Consider the following 19352-nt stretch of genomic DNA (forward strand, 5'->3'; position numbering starts at 1 on the left):
ACGGCGGCCGACCGCCGGTGGCGAGTGCACCGCGTACCAAGAATTCCATTTGTTCTTCTTCCAGCTTCGCGTCGGTTCTATCGATCCGCTTCAGAAGTTACGATCGGTAGCTAGCCTCGGCCTTGGCGTGAGCTAGTCGCTTGCGGCACCGCTCGGCGCGGCGGGGTCGCAGACCGGATCGACATCGAATTGCACGGGGGAGCACGACTATTGCGATGACCGCGACACAGATACTCGTCCTCGGTCCTGTCCGGTTGCTGATCCACGGCAAGCCGGTCGACCTGCGTCCGCAGCAGGCGCAGACCCTCGCGGTGCTGACCGCTGTCGCGCCGGGACATCCCGTCGACACCGAGACTCTCGTCGAGGCGTTGTGGCCGCACCGGAATCGGGCGCCGGAATCCAAACCGAATCTGTACGCGGTCATCTCGAAGCTGCGCGAGCGGCTCGCACCGGGCGGGCTCACCATCGCGCAGCGGCACGGGTCCGGTTACGTACTCGCCCCGGCCGATTCGTCCCCGAGCCGCGGCGAGCAGCTCGAAATCGCCTCGGTCGTCGACCGTTTCCAGTTCCGCACGGCGGTCCGCTCGGCCGGGTGGCTGCTGCGCTCGCACCAGGTCTTCGCCGCGGCCGACCTGCTCGGCGCGACCGCCCCGCTGTGGCGCGGCGACCCGTTCGGCGTCGGCCGGTGGACCCCGCCCGACATCTGCGCGGCCACCGCCGACGAAATGCGGCAGGATCTGCGTGACCTGCTCGACCTGTGGGGCACCTGCGCGCTGCTGACCGGCGCCGCCGACCCGTTGCAGTGGCTCGACACCGAGTCCGCGCCGCGCGCCGAGGCCGAGCACATCGACAGCATCTGGCTGTCGCGGGTGCTCGGCGCGCTGAGCACCGGGCACCGCGCCGAAGCCACCGCGATGGTGGAGCGGCGCAGGGCATCTCGAGGCTACGACCCGTTCACCGTCGGCGCCGACATGCTGATCCAGGCACACGAGGCGGGCGGCGCCTACCAGCTGCGCGCGGCCCGCGCACCCGCCGAGTCGGCGGCCCCCGGCATCGAAGGGATCGCGGCACTGCCGTCGTCGAGCGCGAGTTTCACCGTCCTTCGCCCCGACGAGTACGACGTCGCCGCGGTGCGCGACGCCGCGACGAAGGCGGGCATCCGCTGCCTGGTCGTGCGCGCCGATGCCGAGAACGACTTCGAGACCTGGCGCGTGCTGTCGACCGACCTCGTCGTGGCCGCCCTGCGCGACCACATCACGTCGCTGCACTCGGACACCATCCGCGACGCCGCGAACGCGCTACTCGATTCGACCGAGGACCGTGCGGGGGATGTCGCCGAGCGGGTGCGTGCCCGTGCGCGCGACAGCGCCACGGTCGCGACGGCGGTCGCGGTGCGCGGACCGGTGTTGATCGTCATCGAGACGTCGACGCCGCCGGGTGCGGTGTTGCGCGGGTTGCTGGACCGGTTCGCCGAGCGGTTGCAGAACCGGCCGGTCGGCGTCGTGATCCTCGGTGCGTTCCCCGTCACGCGCGCCGTATCCGCCACCTCGGCGCCCGCGACGCCGGGGGCGGGCGCGCCGAAGTCGACCCCGGCGGCGCGGCACTGGCTCGCGGCCGCCGCCATCACCGCGGTCGAGGGGCGCGTCGATCCGGCGGTGGTCGCCGCCGTGGCCGACCTCGCCGCCGCCGACGCCGACACCGCGCAGGCGGCCGCGATCCGCGCGAGCGTGATCGAGAACCGCAACGGCGCACCACGATTCGTCTCCGGCGAGCACATCGACAAGGCGGTGGCCGAGCTGGCGACGACCCCGGACCTCGCCCGGCGGCTGCACCGGCGCGCCTTCCACCGGCTCTCGGACACTCCGGGCCACCCCGCCGCCACGCCGCGCCGCCTCGCCGAGCACGCGGCCGCCGCGCGAAACGAACTGCCCGACGAGACCATCGCCGAGGCGCTACTCGTGGCCGCCCGCGACGCCCGCGCCACCGGCGACGGCGAGACCGCACTGAACTGGGTCGACCAGGCTCTCGGCCTCACCCGCGACGAGGTCCGCCGATTCGAACTGACGCTGGTGCGCGGCGACGTCGCCCACGACCGCGCGGACATGACCGCGGCGGCGGCCGCCTACGAGCAGGCGGTGATCGAGGCGGGCACCTCGGTGACCAGGATCGCGACAGCCACGATCCGGTCGGCGCGGCGCTGGTCGAATCCGGGCCGCACCGACGATCAGTTGCTGCGCCGACTCGACCTCGCCAAGCACGCGCTGCAACCGACCATCACCCGCGACCCCGCGCACCGTCTGCTCTGGATGCAGGTCAACGCGCATATTGCGCACAAATCATCGATGGCGCTGTCGCCGGATGCCGCCGACCACAGCGGCGGTATTCGCCTGGCCCGTTCGCTCATCGAGATGCTGCGCCCCGACGACCCCGCCGAAGCGGTGTGCGACGTTCTCACCGAATGCCGGTGGGCACTCTACGATTTCGCGTCGCCCGACGAGATCCGCGCGCTGAGCCGCAGGCTGAGCGCGGCGGCCGAGCGCGGCGAGTCCCAGCATTTCCGCGGCGAGGCGCTGATCGCGACCGTCATCGATCAACTGCGCGTCGGCGAGCTCACGCACGCCGCGATCACCCACACCCGATTCCGCGAACACGTCGAGGCGCATCCGCACGGGATCATGCCGTGGCTGGTCATGACCCTGGACACCATGGCCGACTTGTGGTCGGGTCGGCTCGACAAGGCCGAGCGGCGACTGCTCGGCGACGCGGCGGACTTCCTGACCCGCGCCAACGGCCGCGCACCGCTGGATTCACTGCGCCAGACCCGGCTCGGGCAGCTGTTCTGGCTGCGCCGCGAACAGGGCGCGATGCACCGGCTCGCCGACGAGGGCGTCGGCGAGATGCTCGCCGATCGCGAATTCTTCCCGATCTGGGTGGCCGCGGGCGCGCTGGCGAGCGCGGAGACCGGCCGGACCGCGGCGGCCATGGACGCCCTGCGCGTCCTCACCACCCGCACCGACGGGCTCGCCGCACTGCCACCGCACGGCTGGTCGGTCACGGTGCTCATGTTGATCGCCGAGACCCTCGCCACCCTGCACCGCGGTGCGGTCGACACCGCCGACCTGCTCGAACTCGCCCGCCTGACCGATGCGGCGCTGGCGCCGCACGCGAGCGAAGTCGTGCTCAGCGGCTGGCCGACCGTCCTGCTCGGACCGGTCGGGCGCGCCCGCACCTGGCTGGCGTTGATCACCGGCGACAATGACGCGGCGTTGCGGCACCTGGCCGACAGCGCGCGCGTGGTCGGCCGCGAGCCCGCGCAATTGGCGTGGCACCGCTATCAACACGCCCGCGTGCTGCTCGCCGCAGGCGACGCACCGGACGGACATCCGAGGCGCCTGTTGCAGCAAGCGCGCGCCACAGCCGAAGAGCACGGCTTCGTGGCGCTGATCGCGGCGATCGACCTCGTCGACACCGCCGACCCGAAGCGACCCGACGCCGCCGAGGACGCGCCCGAGGACAACGGCCGACGCGGGCGGCCCGGCGTGGGTCGCGACGGCGACAAGGCCGAGATGCTGCGCGCGGAATTCGTCCGCACGCTGCGCCAGGCCATCGCCGCGGCCGAGCGCCGAACGGGCAACAGCCCCAAGCGCACCGAACTGGCGCGCCGCCTCGGCATCTCCACCGCGAGCCTGTACGCCTACCTCAAGGGCACCACCCTGCCGCGCACCGAGGTCTTCGACCGGATGATGTTCGAACTCGGCATCGAGGGCAGGACCATGGGCCGGCTACACGATCTGCGCGACGCGGTCGACATCGCCAAGCAGGCCGACACGGCCGCGACGCCGATCCCCTCGGCCAACGGCGGCCGACCGGTCAGCGACCTTCCCAGGGACACCGCGGTCCTGCTGGGACGCGAGGCCGAACTCGAGGCCGTGGCGACGGCGTTGCGCGATCCGGCGCGCGGCGTCTGCGTAGTGTGCGGCCCCGGCGGAGTCGGCAAGACCGCGTTGGCGATTCGCAGCGCGTACCGCCTCGGGCCGGAATTCCCCGACGGGGCGCTCTATTTCGACCTGCACGGCTTCGCGGCGAAGCCGGTCACCACCGCCGAGGCGCTCACCCGCCTGCTGCACCGGCTCGGGGTGCCGTCCTCCGCGATTCCGGCGCACTCCGACGACCGGTCCGGTCTGCTGCGGGAGGTGCTGCGCGAACGGCACATGCTGCTGGTACTCGACAACGCCGCCGACACCGCCCATGTGCTGTCGCTGCTGCCCGGCGCGGGGGCATGCCGGGTGGTGGTCACCAGCCGCAGCACGCTCAGCGGCCTCGAGGACGCCGTCCGGGTCCGCGTCCGTCCGCTGCCGTCCGACACCTCCGTGGCGCTGCTGCGCGAATTGATGGCGGGCACAACAGGAATCGACGAATCCGAGCTCACCGCGCTCGCCCACCGCTGCGGCGGCCTGCCGTTGGCGCTGCGGATCGCGGCATCGCGGTTGCGCGAGGATCCGGCGGCGCCGCACGAACTGCTCGGCGCGGGCGAACGCGCCGACCTCGCCGTATTCGACGACCACGAACGGAATCTCGCCTCGGTGTTCGCCGCGTCCGTGCGCCACCTCACCGAACCCGCCGCGTCGAGTTTCACCATGCTCGGACTGCACGACGGCCCCGATTTCGACCACGAGACGGTCGCGGCGCTCACCGCGTCCGACCGGCACGCCGCGCGGACCGCGCTGCGCGCGCTGGCCGACGCGCATCTGATCGAGCAGACCCAGGTCGCGGGCCGCTACCGGTTCCACGACCTCGTCGGCGAATTCGCCAGGGGGCTGGCCGCGCGAACGGTGGACGCCGAGCGTCGCGACGCGGCGATCCTGCGCTCGGTCGACCACCATCTCGGCCTCGCCGACGCCGTGGATCGCGCACTGACCCCGTACCGGCATCGCGTGGGGATGCACCCCGAACGGACGGGCGCCCAGCGCAAGCTCACCTACGACGAGGCGATGGCGCGCATGTCGGCCGAACTCGACAACATGGTCGCCGTGCTGCGCCGCGCGCACGAGTCCGGCCTCGACGAGCGCTGCTGGCAACTCGCCTTCGCCCTGCGCGAGTTCTGCTTCATCGTCGACGCGCTCGACCCGTGGCTGCACACCCACCGGCTCGCGCTGGCATCCACACTGCGGGCGCGGGTTTCGCGTGCCGAGGCGGTCACCCGCAACAATCTCGGACTCGCGCTGCTGGTGTCCGGCGATATCGACGCGGCCGAGGGGATGTATCGGCAGGCGCTCGCGATCTACCGCGCCACCGGCGACCGCCACGGCGAACACATCACCGTGGCGCACCGCGCCTGGGTCCACGAGCAGCGCGGCGACCTGGAGCGCGCGCTGCGCGACAGCACCGCCGCCCTGCGCTTCATCGCCGACGGCGATTCGCCGCGCCACCACGCGATCCTGCTGCGTGACACCGCGCGCCTCGAGATCGCGCTGCACCGCTACGCGGACGCGATACCGAAACTCGAGGAGGCGCTGCACATGTTCGCGATGCTCGAACTCACCGTCGACACCGCGACCGCGCACCTCTACACCGGCACCGCCCGCCTGCGCCTCGGCGATATCGACGGTGCGCGAACGGCATTCACCGCGGCCGCCGCCGCGGCGCGGCACGCGGGCAGCGTCTACGAGCAGGCCCGCGCGAACGATGGCCTCGGCGAGACCGCGTACGCGGGCGGCGATCACGCGCTGGCGCGGCATCACTGGCAGCTGGCCCTGATCGGATTCACCAGGGTGCGCCGCGACGACGACCGCGCGCGCGTGCTGCGCAGGCTGGACGGCGCCCCCTGATTTCGGGCTCGCCCGCGCTCCGAATCGCCTGGCTCCCGGTGTTTCCAGAAAATTCCAGCGACGCCGCGGCAGCGGACCACCGGGTGGTCTAGTTCCCCGTGTCGGCACGACGCCGACGCAGGGAAGCGAGGTGGATGTGATGGACGCAGGCAACCGCTCCGTCGCGAACACGGGAGACCGCGATGAGTGACGCCGAGGTGGAACGGTTCCTGAGCGACCAGGCGCGCGGACACCGGGCGGCGGACCGGCACCTGTTCTTCGACCCGGCGACCGGCAGGCTCATCGCCGCGGAACATCCCGGCGCCGACGCGATCATCGCCGATCAGACCGCCGAGGACGGCTATTTCACGACGCCGAGGCCGCGGTGAGCGCGCGCCCCAGGGTGTTCGTCTACCGCGAACAGATCGAGGAGCTGCTGCGGGCGCGGGGCCGCGAGGCGGAGATCCGCGTGCCCGCCGCCGCTCGGGAACTCGACGGCGGCGAGGTGTTCCACGTATCCGCCGCCGACGGCCCGAACATCCACTCCGCCGGTTCGCCGCGGCGCGCGACCATCGTCGTGCGCGGCCTGATCGACACCGCGGGCGGCGATCAGGACCTGCGCGCGGACACCGACATCCTGGTCGTCCTGCGGGAGCGGGACTCCGAGCCGATCGCGAAAGCCTATATCGCGCAGGGCGACAACTGGATTCCCGCCGACGTGACACCGGTCCCGATGCGCGGCGAGTCCGCCGCGCGATCGTCCGGGCTGCTCGAATCCACGGTCCTGGCCGCGAAATCGGCGGCGGTGGTCGGGATCGGCAGCGGCGGGTCGACGATCGCCGTCGCACTGGCCCAGGCCGGTGTCGGGCGACTCGTACTCGTCGACCGCGACCGGCTCGAGATCGGCAACATCTCCCGCCACGCCTGCGGATTCGGCGACCTCGGCAGGCGCAAGGGCGCGGCCGTCGCCGACCTGCTGCGCGGCAAGAATCCCGCCGTCGACGTCGCGGTCCACGATATCGATGTCGTGCGCGACTCCGCGGCGCTGAGCCGGGCGCTGGAAGGCGTCGACCTCGTCATCGGCGCCACCGACAGCGACGCGAGCCGATTCGTGGTGAATCAGGTCGGCCTCGACCTGTCGATCACCGCCCTCTACGGCAGGGTGCTCACCGCGGCGGTCGGCGGGGACGTCGTCCGGGTGCGGCCCGGCGTCGGCCCGTGCCTTGCCTGCGTCTACACCGAGCGATTCCTCGTGTCCCGGCCTCGCGAATACTCGAATTCCGCCGAGGCAGCGGAAGTCTCGCCCGCCTACGCGACCGACGCCGACCGCGCGTGCGTGCAGGTCGGGCTGGCCTCCGACATCGCGCCGATCGCGCAGCTGATCACCAAACTCGCACTCCTCGAACTGTCGCGCGGCGGTGGCGGGCATCTGGAAGCGCTCGACGAGGACCTGCTCTCGGACTTCTACGTCTGGGCCAATCGGAGGGAAGGCATGTACGAAGGCTGGCAAAGGATGGGATTCTCCTACGACAAGCCGTCGATTCTGCGCTGGTACGGAGCCGAACTCGAGCGCCGCCACGACTGCGCTGCCTGCGGGGCGAGTTCCGCGCGCACCACCGGATTCTTCGGCGGCGCACGATGACTCGATCCGACCGCGACTTCACGGTGCTCATCCACCAGCGCGAGCTGGACCATCTCGCCGGGTGGGTGCTCGAATCCCCCGCCACCGAAACCGGCGGGACACTCTTCGGATTCTGGACCCACAGCGGGTCGCCCGCCGCGCACCTGGTGCTCGGCCCAGGGCCGGGCGCGCGCCGCGAGACCACCGCCTTCTTCCAGGACCGGACATTCGTGCTCGAGCGCGGCCATTTCGTCGGCCGACGCTACGGGCTGCAACACATCGGCGACTGGCATTCCCATCACGCGCTCGGCCCTGGCGCCCCGAGCGACGGTGACGCGCGCACCGCACGAAACGTGTTCGAGCACACCGGTTTCACGCGATTCCTGCTGCTGATCGCGACCACCCACGACGAAGGCGACGCCGTGCCGGTCGCCCACGGGCGAACACAGGACAGCACCGTGCGAGTCGGCGCCTTCCTGTTCGAACGCGGCGCGGCCGACTACCGGACCGGCCGGTGGGCGGTGCTGCCCGGCGAGTCGCCGACCGCGACCGCCGCGCGGCGCAGTCGCCTGATCTGCGGCGCGCACCGGCCGCTGCGGCGCTGGCACGTCCCGCGCGCGGCACGGGCCGAAGCGGGTCCGACCCCCCTGCCCGCGGGCAGCGGCTGGTACGCGACCGCCCGCGGGCAGGCATTCCTGCGTGCCATCGACACCGCGTGCCGCGCCGCATTCGACGGCTGCACGATGGTCCTCGACACCGACACCGGCGAACTCACCTACCGCGTCCGCGCCGACCGCGCCCGCGCGAGCCTCGTATTCCCCTCGGACTTCCCGCATTCACCGGCCAGGATCCTCTGGCGCGAGGACCACCGCGTCGAACAAGTCGAGGCCGGGGGCGAGGATCCCGCCGCGATCTTCGACAGCCTGTCGACGCTCATGGGGCGCCGGTCGGCGCGCCACGAACGAACCGACGACGAGGGGGAAGCACGATGAACTGGAGTGCGGCGCAGCAGATCCGGCTCGACACCGAACGAACCATCCTCGCGCGCTACTTCCCCCAGCTGGAATGGCACGACCCGACCGATCCGGACCGCACCCACGTGCAAGGCGAGATCGCGGCCAACTCGGGCGCCAGTTACGCACTGCGCCTCGATATTCCGGCGACCTATCCGGCCACCTGCCCCGCCATGGTGGTGCCGCGACCGGCGCCGCTGCGCGACCACGACGGCAGGCCGCTGACCGAACCCGACCGGACCATGCACACGCTGGCCGCGCTCGACGACGCGACCCGGATATCACACTGCCACCCGGCCCGCTGGGTGCCGAGCAACACCCTGTACCTGGTCGCCCTCAAGGGTCGGATCTGGTTGGAAGCCTACGAAACCCACCTGCGCACCGGCGAACCCATCGAAACCTACCTGCGCCGCATTCCGTGGCCGGGTGCTCACCCCGCCCGGCCGACCGGGCGGCCACACGAAGGAGAAGGAATATGACGACGACGGTACTGCCGAAGGTTCTCCTCGGCGTTTCTCTGATCGCGGCGCTGGTGACCACCGCCGCGCCGAGCCACGCGGAAGCGCCGAAGAGCTGCCACGTCACCAAGGTCGTGGAATTCGAGCAGAAGGAGGGAAAGCCGCAGTGGGAGAGCGGCAACCGCAATCGCTTCGCCAACGGACGCTGGTCCTTCGACAGTGACGGCACCTTCTCCTACACCACCACCGATGTCCGCGACGACATCTATCCGCTGCACGGGAAGTACACCGTCAGCGGCGACACCCTCCGCTTCTCGGCGCACGGCTCGTCGGTGATCGGCGCGAGCAGCAGCTTCGTGGAACTGGAGGGCAAGATCGATCTCGGCGCGAAGCCTGCGAAGGCGCAATCCTATGTCGCCAGCGGCGCCGGATACGGCGCCGTGGTCAACAACCAGAAGTTCGGCGCGACCGCCAGCGCACTGTACGGCGGCACCGCCGAGTTGTCCTGCAGCTGACGGCATCTCGCGGGCGCTCGCCGTCTCCGAGGCGGGCGCCCGCGGCCCAGCTGCGCTCGAATCACCGCGCCACATCCGAACGAGGCCGACACCGTGGACCGCATGACCACTCTCCCACCGCTGATCCGGGACGCGCGCGAAGCCGTCGCGACCACCCCCGACGACCACCCGCTGCGCTCGGTCGCGCTCGGACAGCTCGCGCTGTTGCTGCGCCAATGGTTCGAGTGCACCAACGACACCGCCGCGCTGCGCGAATCCGCCGAGGTGAACCGCGCGGCCTGCGCGGCGCTCGCCGAGGACGACCCGTATCTGCCCGCCTACCTCAACTCGCTCGGCGTCTCGCTGAACCTGATATTCCACGCGACGGGCGAGATCGCGGCGCTGCGCGAATCGGTGACGGTGGCCGAGCGGGCGGTGGCCCGACTCGGGCCGCGCGACGTCCGCAAGGGGGACTACCTGACCGGCCTGGCACTGGCGATGAACGCGCTGGTGTGGTGGTCGCGGCGGCACGGCGTCGCGGTGGACATCGCGGGTCCGGACACCGAGACGATGCTCGCGGCCGCCCGCGCGGCGGTGGCCGAAGCTCCGGTGGGCAGCGCGGACCGGCGCACCACGCTGTCCGCGCTCGGACTGATCCTGCTCGTGTCCTTCGTCCGGACCGGCGACACGGCCATGATCGAGGAGGCCGTGCCCACCTGCCGCGCGGCGGTCGAGCTCGGCGACATCGGCTCCGAGCCGTGGCTGATCGACGTCGAAGCGCTGTGCATGGCCTTGCAGGGTCAGTTCATGGTCAACGGGCGGCCGGAAATCCTCGACGAGGCGCTCGAATTCGCCCGGAGTTCCGCCTACGGATTGCCCGAATCGGCGTGGCAGCGGCCGGGATCGCTGTCGCTGCTCGCCGATCTGCTCATCACCGCGCACCGGTACACCGGTGAACGCACACTCCTGCGCGAGGCCGTCGCGGCCGCGCGCGGCGCCGTCGCGGCGATGCCCGCCGACCCCGGCGCCGAGCTGTGGCGATCGCTCGGCACCACCCTGTGCGAGCTGTTCGAAACCGGCGCCGATCCCGAACTCCTCGCCGATGGGATCGCCGCGTGCCGGGCGGCCGTGGCCGCGATGCCCGTCGACAATCTCGGCTTCGCCAGGTGCGCCGGTGATCTCGGCATCGCGCTGCGCCTGTCCTTCGAGCTGACCGGAGACCTCGAAGCCCTGCGCGAGGCGATCGCTGTCGGTCGGGCCGCCCTCGCCGCCGCGCCCGAGGACAGCCCGGATCATCCCCGGCATCAGTCCCACCTCGCCCGCGCGCTCGAGTGCCTGACCCGTGCCACCGTCGACGCCGACCGCGACCACGTCGACCGCGACGGCCACCCCGCCGTCGACCACGACCCCGACAGCCACCACGACCGCAACGGCCACCACGACAACGACCGCGACGGCGACGGCCACCACGACAACGACCCCGACCGCGACGGCCACCACGACAACGACCCCGACCGCGACCGCCACCACGACCACGACCACGACCGCGACCGCCACCACGACCGCGACCGAGTCCGTGACCGCGACGGCGACGGCGACGGCGACGGCGACGGCGACGGCGACGGCGACGGCGACGGCGACGAAGCGTTGCGGCTGCATCGACTCGCCGCCCACGCGAGACCACGCGATCACTCCGACCGCGCGGAATACCTGAACCAACTCGCCATGGCGCTCGAATCGCGACTGCCCGAGGACTCCTCGGTCCTCCCCGAATTGCGCGCGATCTCGACCGAAGTGGGAGGGTCGGAGTCGGCCGCCATACCCGAGCGCGTAATCGCCCTTCGTCGCTTGGCGGCGGTCGAATCACGATGGGCGGCAAGCCCGGACGCCGCGCTGACGGCTTTGACTGCGGCCGTCGACCTGCTCCCACGCACCGCGCCGCGCACCTTCGAACGCCGGGACCGGGAACACGGATTGAGCCGGTACGCGGGACTGGCGGCCGAGGTCGCCGCCGCCGCGGTCGCCGCGGGTCGCCCCGCGCGCGCCGTCGAACTCCTCGAACAGACCCGAGGGCTGCTGCTCGCCGAATCGCTCGAGGACCGAAGCTTCGACGAATTGCACACGGCCGCACCCGCTCTGGCCGACCGCCTGACGACGATCCGGCGACACCGCGCCGCCCTCGACCGTGCCGACGGCCCGCACTACGGCCCCGGCGGCATCGGGCAGGCGCGCCGCGCCGTCGACCGGCAGTGGGCGGAAACCCTCGCCGAGATCCGCGCACTCCCAGGATTCGAGCGATTCCTGCGCCCACCCGCCATCGACGACCTGCTCGCGGGCTGCCCGGGCGACCCGATCGTCATGCCGTACTGCCACCGCGACGGCGGCGGCGCGCTGCTCGTCACACCCGGGGCGACCACGCCGGTGCGCTTCCTCGCGTTACCCGGCCTCGACGACGCCACTGTACGCGCCCGCGTCGACGATCTCGGGTGGGCGGTGCGCGCCCAGGAATCCGGTGCCCTCGCCGAGCGCGCGCTCGGCCAGCGCCGCGCGACCGAACTGCTGGAGTGGCTGTGGGACAGTGCCGCCGAACCCGTGCTGCGCGCGCTCGGCTTCGCGACCGCTGCCCCCGATCGCCGAGATCGGCGCATCGTGTGGTGTCCGGTGGGCGCGCTCACCTCGCTGCCGCTGCACGCCGCCGGTTACCACGAGACCGACGCGACCGTGCTCGACCGCGCGGTGTCTTCCTACACCGCGAGTCTGCGCACCCACGCCCTCGCCTGCCGCAGGCGCTCCGCCGACACCACCTCGGCCGTCGCCGTCGCGATGCCGAAAGCCACCGGCCTGCGCGAACTTCCGTCGGCGCGGCGGGAATGCGACGAACTCGCGCGCCTGCTCCCCGCGCTCGATCTGGTCGAGGACGACGAGGCCACCCGCGACGGGGTCGCGGACCGACTGCCCGGCCACGCCGTCGCCCATTTCGCCTGCCACGCCCTGACCCGCCTCGACGACCCGTCGGCGAGCGGATTCGCGTTGTCCGACCACGAATCCGGGCTCCTGACGGTCTCGGCGGTGCGCGCGCTCGAACTGTCCGGCGCGGAACTGGCCTACCTGTCCGCGTGCAGCACCACCCGGACCAGCGCCGCCCTCGCCGACGAATGCGTGCATCTGGCCGCCGCGCTCACCGAAGCGGGCTACCGCCGGGTGGTCGGCACCCTGTGGCCGATCCAGGACAGTTCGGCGCACCACATCGCCACGCGCTTCTACCGCGAGCTCACCGACGGCGGATCCCGCGCCCCCGACCCGACGCGCGCCGCGACCGCACTGGACGCCGCCACCCGATGGCTACGCGACCGGTCGCGGACCCGCCCACTGTGGTGGGCCGCACACCAACACCACGGACCCCCCTCCACCCCCACCGATACCTAGTACACCAGCACCGCTTCACGGCCAACGCAAATGCAAGGTTCACGGCCGACGCAACAAGCACGGTTCGCGGCCAACGCAACCAAGCACGGTTCACGGCCGTCCCACGGCCCCAGCCGTCAAACCAATCCCGCAACATCCCCACCTACCCAGCCCGCCGGGAGCGAGCCCGACGAACGACGCTTCACGACCGCCCCACGCCCCAGCCGTCAAACCAACCCCGCAACATCCCACCCACCCAGCCCCGCCGAGAACGAGCCCGACGAACGACGCTTCACGACCGCCCCACGCCCCAGCCGTCAAACCAACCCCGCAACATCCCACCCACCCAGCCCCGCCGGGAGCGAGCCCGACGAGCGACGGTTCGCGGCCGTCTCGCGTCCCAGCGGTCGAGACAATGCGACGAAGGAGCAAGTATCGACCGCTGGGACGCGAGACATCAAGGGCCGCGAACCCGCGGCGCCGAAGGCGCCGCAGAAAGACACAGCATGCCGACCATCGAAGAACCGATCGAGATCGAAAACCCCGCCGAAGTATCGCTGTACGTCGACGACGGCGGCCACCGAGGCGCCGATGCGGACACCGGCGGCGTCGGCGTCGGCTGCGTGCGGCTGCGCAACTGGAAGATGCATCCGGTGCGCGGCCACACCACCGGCGAGGACTCCGCCGCGTTCCTGGTGAAGATCAACTACGAACTCGTGCTGGAACCGGACGCGGTGCCGCTGTCCTGGTTCGAGATCGGCTTCGAGTTCGAGGACGCGCCGATCACGGTGGTCGACGCGATTCCCCGGCTGGTGACGACGGCCGAGCAGCCGAGATCCTTCGACCTCGACGACCATCTCGACCTCGTCGCCGGTCAGGCCATACACCTGCCGGCGACCCATCCCTCGGTGCACCTGTTCGGCGTCGGCGGCGCCGAGGTGCGTTGGCGGCACTCCTCGCGGCTGCCCGACGGCGTGAGCCCCGGCGCGTACACCGCGTGGCTCACCCTCGTGGTCCCCCGGCGGCGCACACCGTTGCGCGTCGAGGTGTCGGCCCGCTTCGACGTCCCGGTCGAGGAGGCGCTGTTCTACCAGCCCGGCCGAAAGCCCGTGCAGCTCACCGTGCCACTGCCCGAACCCGCGCCCGACACACCCTCGGCGCCACCGAGCGCGGTCGCTCCCGCGACGAAACCCCACGACCCGCGCATCTTCATCTCCTACGCCTGGGACGACTCCGACCACCTCGAGGCCGTCCTGCGCTTCGCGGAGTTCCTGGTGCGCGACGTCGGACTCGACGTGCACCTCGACCGCTGGGACGTCGACCGACGCCGCGACTGGTACAACTGGGCGATCGGGGAGTTGACCAGCGCCGACTTCGTCATCGTCATCGCCTCGCCACTGTGCCGCGAAGTCGGCGACGGAAAGATCGACAGTCACCGCAACCGCGGATTGCAGTCGGAGATAGCGATCGTCAAGGAACTGCTGCACACCGACCGCCGCGAATGGACGACACGACTGCTGCCGGTCGTGCTGCCCGGCCACTCGATCGCCGAGATCCCCGTATTCCTACAGCCGCTGTCCGCCGACCACTACACGATCGACTCGCTCGACGTCGCGGGCGCCGAGGACCTCATCCGCGTACTCACCGCCCGCATCCGCCATCCCCGCCCCCGCCGCCGCGACACCATCCTCGAACTGCCCACGGCATAGCTGCGGATTCCGCGCAGTCGCCGGGTCGCATCGCAAGGTCGCGGCAAGGTCGGAGCTAGCCGCGGACACTAATTTCGGGGGCGAATCGATCGAACCGAGCGCGGGACACGACACCGGGATCGATCACGCGACAACCGAAAGCATCGCACAGTGACCAAGGGTGACCACATCAAATTCCATCGCCTGCTCGGCGTCGAACACCACGCGATCGACATGGGCGACGGCACCGTCATCGAATTCCGTTCGGGCCGCGCGCTCGGCAAGATGATCCGCCGCGTCGCGCTGGATCAGGTGCGCGGACGATCTTCGCTGATCACCGTCCGCTACGACACCCCCGTGCTCCCGGCCGAGGAGACCTGTCGGCGAGCGGAGGCGCTACTGGAATTCTTCGACCGCGACGGGAAGCAGCGCGGCGCCTATCCCCGCTACAACCTGTTCGCCCACAACTGCGAACATTTCGCGACCATGTGCAAGACGGGCGAGTCGATGAGCGAGCAGGTCGCCGACTTCCAACGCGGAATGCGCGGCGGAGCCCGAACCTACCTGCTGCTCACCGCCGCCGGACTGGCGATCGACATCGTGATCCGCCGACTGTCGAACCGTGCCCCGGATTCGGACCACGGGCAGCGCCGATGAACACACCGAGCCCCGAAACCGCCGATCAACTGCTCGACCGTGAGATCACGCGGGAGTTGCGCCGCTGGAAGATCGGCACCTTCAACTACGGCGTCACCTACTACGTGTCCAGAACCGTGCTGATCGTGGCGAGCGCGACGGTCGCGGCGGGCAACAATCTGCACGGCGGCGCGGGCGAATGGATATTGCGTTGGGTCCCGCTGCTTTCGGTACTCGTGGCGATCCTCGCCGCCTTCGACACCTGGCTGAAGCCGCTACAGAAATGGCGGGGATTCATGACCTCCCGTGACAGCCTGGCCGACCTGGCGATCTCCTACGCCCAGGACGGCGACCGCGACACCGTCCGCCGCGAACTCGCCCGGCTACGACAATCCCACCGCGACACGAACATCTTCTGAAGTCACCGCCCCGGTTCGGCCCCCAGCTTTCGGGCGACGCGCTCGATCGCGTCCATGCACTGGGTCAGGGCGAAGGCCGGGTTGAGTTCCAGTGCCGCGGTGGCCTCCTCGTAGATGAGGATGTGTCCGGCGGGGAAGAAGTACGCCTCGCCCGCGACGGCGGATTCGTCCGGCATGTCGGCGCCCGGGTAGGTGGCGCGGATGGTGCCGGAGAAGATGTAGCCGTAGTGCGGGCACGGGCAGACGCCGCCGGGCAGGCCCGCCACCTTGTAGAGTTCGGTGCAGTCGCGCGGTCCCGCCGTGGTGGTGTAGCCGATTTCCATATCGCCCCAGTGGGCGGAACGGAAGCCGCTCGCGGAGGCGGGCCAGCGGCCACCGCCGCCCGCGGGGAGGTCTTCGAGTCGTGAATGCGGCACGGTCGTCCTTTTCTGTGCGTCGGTCCGGATCTCATGAGGTTTCGAAGTTCACACCCGAGTGCGGCGAAGCTCTCGCGCGGCGCGAGAGCACCGGCCCTCACTCCGGGCGCAGCGCGACGACCGGGATCGGGCGATCGGTGCGCGACTGGTAGACCTCGTAGTTGGGCCAGTAGTCGTTGACGATGCGCCACAACCGCTCTCGCTCCTCCGGCGCGGCCGTGTGCGCGGTCACCGGAATGCGCCGCGCCTTGACCTGCACGACCGCCACGGGATTCGCCAGCAGGTTCAGGTACCACGCCGGATGCCGGTCGGCGCCGCCCGCCGAGGCCACGACCAGGTAATCCGAGCCGTCGGTGCCGTAGATCAGCGCCGAGGTCCTCGGCCGTGCCGTCTTGCGACCTGTGCTGGTGAGCAACAGGATGGGCACGCCGTTCCACTCGTATCCGACCTCGCCGTCGGTTTCGAGATACCGCCGGACGTGTTCGGCGCCGCGGAGTGTGAGGTCGGGTGGCCGATAGCCCGCGGGCTCACCACCGTTCGGGGCGGACGGCATGGTCGGCTCTCCTTCTTTCGGGGAGCGGTCATCGGAGTTCGCCGACGACCAGATGTTTGACTTCCTGGAAGGCGCGGATCCCGTCGGTCCCGCGCTCGCGTCCGATCCCGCTGTGCTTGTAGCCGCCGCTGGGCGCGTACGCGCTGAACAACGCGGTGTTCACGTTGACCGCGCCGGTGCGAAGCCGCCGGGCGATCGCCGTGCCCGCGGCGGGATCGGCACTGTACACCTGCGCCGAGAGCCCGTATCGGCTGTCGTTGGCGATGGCGACCGCGTCATCGATGTCCCGGTAGCCGAGGACGGTCAGCACCGGGCCGAAGATCTCCTCTCGCGCGGCCGGATTCGCGTTGTCGGGCGCATCGAGCACGGTCGGTTCGAAGTAGTAGCCGCGGTCGAATCCGACGGGCCGTCCGCCGCCCCGCACCACGACCGCGCCCTCGTCGACGGCCAGCGCGACGAACCGTTCGCACCGCGCTCGCGCGTCGGCACTGATCACCGGCCCGATCGTGGTGCCGGGTTCGGTGGGAGCGCCGACCCGCATGGCCGCGTAGGTCTTCGAAACCATCTCCAGCACTTCGTCTTTGCGCTCGTTCGGCACCAGCATCCTGGTCGCCGCGACGCACGCCTGTCCCGCGGTGCCCGCGATGACGGCCGCGGCGCCCGCCGCGACATGGGTGACGGCGTCGTCGAGATAGATCTGCGCCGATTTGCCGCCGAGTTCCAGCGCCACCCGCTTCACCGTCGGCGCCGCCTGCGCCAGGATCCGCGCCCCGACGCCGGTCGAACCGGTGAACGAGACCATATCCACCTCGGGGTGGGTGGTGAGCAGTTCCGCGCCCGCCGCCCCGGCCTCGACCACGACGCTGAACACGCCGCGCGGCAGTCCGGCGGCCTCGGCGGCGGCGCCGAGCAGCAGCGAGGAGATCGGCGTCGACGGACTCGGCCGCAGCACCACGGAATTACCCGCGAGCAGCGCGGGCACGATCTTCTGCAGCGCCATGATCAGCGCCGCGTTGTACGGCGTGATCGCCGACACCACGCCGACGGGCTCGAACCGGCGGATGCTCACCGCGACCCGACCCCTGGTCGCCTCGTCCAGCGGGACCGGGTTGTATTCCTCGTGCGGCATCGAGGAATACAGGTCGATCGTCGCGCGCGCGATGGCCAGTCCGCCGAGGAATTGCGAGCGTTCGGCGAACATCGTCGGCTGCCCGGCCTCGGCCACCATGGTCGCGACCAGCGCCGCGCGCGCGGCCTCGATGTGATCGAGGAAGGCGTGGATCGCCACGATCCGCTCGGACGGCGGCGCATCGGCCCACACCCCGGAATCGAAGCAGCGCCGCGCTTGTCGGATCGCGCGTTCGATCTCCGCGAGCGGCGTCGCCGCGATCTCGGCCACTCGCGATTCGTCGGCGGGGTTCTCCACGGCGAGGATCTCCTCGCCGTCCACCCAGTCGCCCGCCACATACGATCGGCGCTCATCGATCATCGTCGGCATTCGCCCCTGCCTTCCGGTCGCGTCGCGGCCTGTCTCGTCGGATGTCATACCTTGTTCTCGTTCAATACTTTTCGCTGCTGTAGACGACCGCGCCGCCGTAGTGCGGCGAGGAGTGGCAGGCCAGCGCGACCGACGCGCTCCCCCCGCGCGCCCCCGCCCGCCCGGACAGTCGCAGATAGCACTCCAGCATCTGCGGGATGCCGTGCATGCGCCCGTTGCCGAGGGCTCCGCCGCCGGACAGCACCGCCATGGCGCCCGGCACGTCGCTGTCGATGCCGCCGTCGGCGACCAGCCGGTGCGCCTCGCCGACCGGGCAGAAGCCGAGCGCCTCGAGCCAGAAGTAGACGAACGGCGAGAATCCGTCGTAAACCTGCGCCAGATCTATCTCGCCCGGTCCGCGCACCCCCGCCGACTCCCACAACCGCTCGGCCAGGTCGAGGCCGCCCGCCATGATGTCGTCCAGTGGCCAGTGCAGCGGAAGCCGCGCGGGCACGGGTCCGCTGCCCGCGTAGCCCGCCACGTACACCGGAGGATGCGGCAGGTCGCGGGCGCGCTCGGCGGAGGTGAACACGAACGCCGCGACGCCGTCGACCGGAATGTCGCAGTCCAGTCTGCGCACCGGATCGCTCACCATCGGCGCGGCCAGGTACTCGGCGCGGGTCAACGGTCGGTCGTGCCAGTACGACCACGGGTTGCGCGCGCCGTTCTTGCGCGCCTCGACCACGACGCTCGCCATCGTGTCCGGGTCGGCCTGGTAGCGCTGGAGGTATTCGTTGTAGGGCAGCGCGATCATCGGCAGCGGTCCACCGAACCCCTGCGGGACGGTCCACTGCTGCTCCCCCGACACGGTGTTCGCCGGGTTGTCGTGATAGCCGCCGACCGGATTGTGCAGCGCGCGGTGCACCAGCACGTAATCCGCCGCGCCCGCGGCGATCGCGTTCGCCGCCAACGCGACCGCGCCGGGAAGCTGGCCGATGCCCTGGAATCCGGCGACATAGCGCGGCGCGGTCGCGACCCGCTGGGCCAGCCAAGCCGCCGATACCGTGCTCACACCGTCGCGCACGGCGTGCGCCCCCGCCGTCGGGAACAGCGCCGAGGTGACGAATCCGTCGATATCGGCGGCGGTCAGTCCCGCGTCCGCGATGGCCGCCCGCGCGACGTCGACGGCCACCGCGCCCAGCGGACGATCGGCGCGCCGGGTGGCGACGCTGTGCGCGTATCCGACGATCGCGACCCGCCCGCCCACACCGGGACGCCGCGTCACGATCGCACCGGATCGACAGCGGACCCGGCCCGACAACCGTACCCGAGCGGCCACGAATCATCTTGCCGCACAGACGAATC

The 19352-nt window shown here is 71.1% G+C and carries 14 protein-coding genes; 10 read left to right on the top strand and 4 right to left on the bottom strand.

Annotated elements, in window-relative coordinates; all coding sequences use genetic code 11:
- Window positions 1–215 precede the first annotated feature (215 nt).
- The 10 genes from IT779_RS09835 (at window position 216) to IT779_RS09880 (ending at window position 15541) form a co-directional block, all read left to right on the top strand.
- Window positions 216–5828: an NB-ARC domain-containing protein gene (locus IT779_RS09835; RefSeq protein ID WP_196148914.1), complete on the top strand. Its 5613-nt coding sequence runs from the start codon at window positions 216–218 to the stop codon at window positions 5826–5828.
- Between the two features lie 182 nt (window positions 5829–6010).
- Complete coding sequence (locus IT779_RS09840) at window positions 6011–6196, top strand: hypothetical protein (protein ID WP_196148915.1); 186 nt, start codon at window positions 6011–6013, stop codon at window positions 6194–6196.
- Window positions 6193–7449, top strand: coding sequence for a HesA/MoeB/ThiF family protein (locus IT779_RS09845; RefSeq protein ID WP_196148916.1), 1257 nt, complete (start codon window positions 6193–6195; stop codon window positions 7447–7449). Before IT779_RS09840 ends, IT779_RS09845 begins: the two co-directional genes overlap by 4 nt.
- Window positions 7446–8420 (top strand): Mov34/MPN/PAD-1 family protein, encoded by a 975-nt coding sequence (locus tag IT779_RS09850; RefSeq protein WP_196148917.1) that lies wholly within the window; start codon window positions 7446–7448, stop codon window positions 8418–8420. Before IT779_RS09845 ends, IT779_RS09850 begins: the two co-directional genes overlap by 4 nt.
- Window positions 8417–8920, top strand: coding sequence for a hypothetical protein (locus tag IT779_RS09855; protein ID WP_196148918.1), 504 nt, complete (start codon window positions 8417–8419; stop codon window positions 8918–8920). Before IT779_RS09850 ends, IT779_RS09855 begins: the two co-directional genes overlap by 4 nt.
- Window positions 8917–9414: a hypothetical protein gene (locus IT779_RS09860; protein WP_196148919.1), complete on the top strand. Its 498-nt coding sequence runs from the start codon at window positions 8917–8919 to the stop codon at window positions 9412–9414. Before IT779_RS09855 ends, IT779_RS09860 begins: the two co-directional genes overlap by 4 nt.
- A gap of 102 nt (window positions 9415–9516) precedes the next feature.
- Entirely contained in the window at window positions 9517–12819 is a 3303-nt protein-coding gene (locus IT779_RS09865) for a CHAT domain-containing protein (RefSeq protein ID WP_196148920.1), read from the top strand.
- Between the two features lie 485 nt (window positions 12820–13304).
- Window positions 13305–14507, top strand: a complete 1203-nt coding sequence (locus IT779_RS09870; RefSeq protein ID WP_196148921.1) for an SEFIR domain-containing protein — start codon at window positions 13305–13307, stop codon at window positions 14505–14507.
- Window positions 14508–14657: 150 nt separating this feature from the next.
- Complete coding sequence (locus IT779_RS09875; RefSeq protein ID WP_196148922.1) at window positions 14658–15143, top strand: lecithin retinol acyltransferase family protein; 486 nt, start codon at window positions 14658–14660, stop codon at window positions 15141–15143.
- Window positions 15140–15541 carry a DUF4231 domain-containing protein gene (locus IT779_RS09880; protein ID WP_196148923.1) on the top strand — a complete coding sequence of 134 codons (402 nt, stop codon included), beginning with the start codon at window positions 15140–15142 and terminating at the stop codon, window positions 15539–15541. Before IT779_RS09875 ends, IT779_RS09880 begins: the two co-directional genes overlap by 4 nt.
- Window positions 15542–15543: 2 nt before the next feature.
- Here IT779_RS09880 and IT779_RS09885 read toward each other — a convergent pair whose 3' ends face one another.
- From IT779_RS09885 to IT779_RS09900, 4 genes are all read right to left on the bottom strand, one after another.
- The gene (locus IT779_RS09885; protein WP_408637741.1) at window positions 15544–15957 is read right to left on the bottom strand and encodes a cupin domain-containing protein; all 414 of its coding nucleotides are present in this window, start codon (window positions 15955–15957) and stop codon (window positions 15544–15546) included.
- A gap of 97 nt (window positions 15958–16054) precedes the next feature.
- Window positions 16055–16510 (bottom strand): nitroreductase family deazaflavin-dependent oxidoreductase, encoded by a 456-nt coding sequence (locus IT779_RS09890; RefSeq protein ID WP_196148924.1) that lies wholly within the window; start codon window positions 16508–16510, stop codon window positions 16055–16057.
- Between the two features lie 28 nt (window positions 16511–16538).
- Complete coding sequence (locus IT779_RS09895) at window positions 16539–18056, bottom strand: aldehyde dehydrogenase family protein (RefSeq protein WP_232541585.1); 1518 nt, start codon at window positions 18054–18056, stop codon at window positions 16539–16541.
- 13 nt (window positions 18057–18069) lie between these two features.
- A complete protein-coding gene (locus IT779_RS09900; protein ID WP_196148925.1) occupies window positions 18070–19272 on the bottom strand; it encodes a thiolase family protein in 1203 nt (400 codons plus the stop codon).
- Between the last annotated feature and the right edge of the window lie 80 nt (window positions 19273–19352).

This window comes from Nocardia bovistercoris, assembly GCF_015674855.1.
GTDB classification, from domain to species: Bacteria; Actinomycetota; Actinomycetes; order Mycobacteriales; family Mycobacteriaceae; genus Nocardia; species Nocardia bovistercoris.

What these genes read in the sequence shown, in the direction of transcription:
- IT779_RS09865 (WP_196148920.1), top strand. Translation starts at nt 9,517, where the DNA reads ATGACCACTCTCCCACCGCTGATCCGGGACGCGCGCGAAGCCGTCGCG.
- IT779_RS09850 (WP_196148917.1), top strand. Translation starts at nt 7,446, where the DNA reads ATGACTCGATCCGACCGCGACTTCACGGTGCTCATCCACCAGCGCGAG.
- IT779_RS09880 (WP_196148923.1), top strand. Translation starts at nt 15,140, where the DNA reads ATGAACACACCGAGCCCCGAAACCGCCGATCAACTGCTCGACCGTGAG.
- IT779_RS09840 (WP_196148915.1), top strand. Translation starts at nt 6,011, where the DNA reads ATGAGTGACGCCGAGGTGGAACGGTTCCTGAGCGACCAGGCGCGCGGA.
- IT779_RS09870 (WP_196148921.1), top strand. Translation starts at nt 13,305, where the DNA reads ATGCCGACCATCGAAGAACCGATCGAGATCGAAAACCCCGCCGAAGTA.
- IT779_RS09895 (WP_232541585.1), bottom strand. Translation starts at nt 18,056, where the DNA reads ATGACATCCGACGAGACAGGCCGCGACGCGACCGGAAGGCAGGGGCGA.
- IT779_RS09855 (WP_196148918.1), top strand. Translation starts at nt 8,417, where the DNA reads ATGAACTGGAGTGCGGCGCAGCAGATCCGGCTCGACACCGAACGAACC.
- IT779_RS09860 (WP_196148919.1), top strand. Translation starts at nt 8,917, where the DNA reads ATGACGACGACGGTACTGCCGAAGGTTCTCCTCGGCGTTTCTCTGATC.
- IT779_RS09890 (WP_196148924.1), bottom strand. Translation starts at nt 16,510, where the DNA reads ATGCCGTCCGCCCCGAACGGTGGTGAGCCCGCGGGCTATCGGCCACCC.
- IT779_RS09835 (WP_196148914.1), top strand. Translation starts at nt 216, where the DNA reads ATGACCGCGACACAGATACTCGTCCTCGGTCCTGTCCGGTTGCTGATC.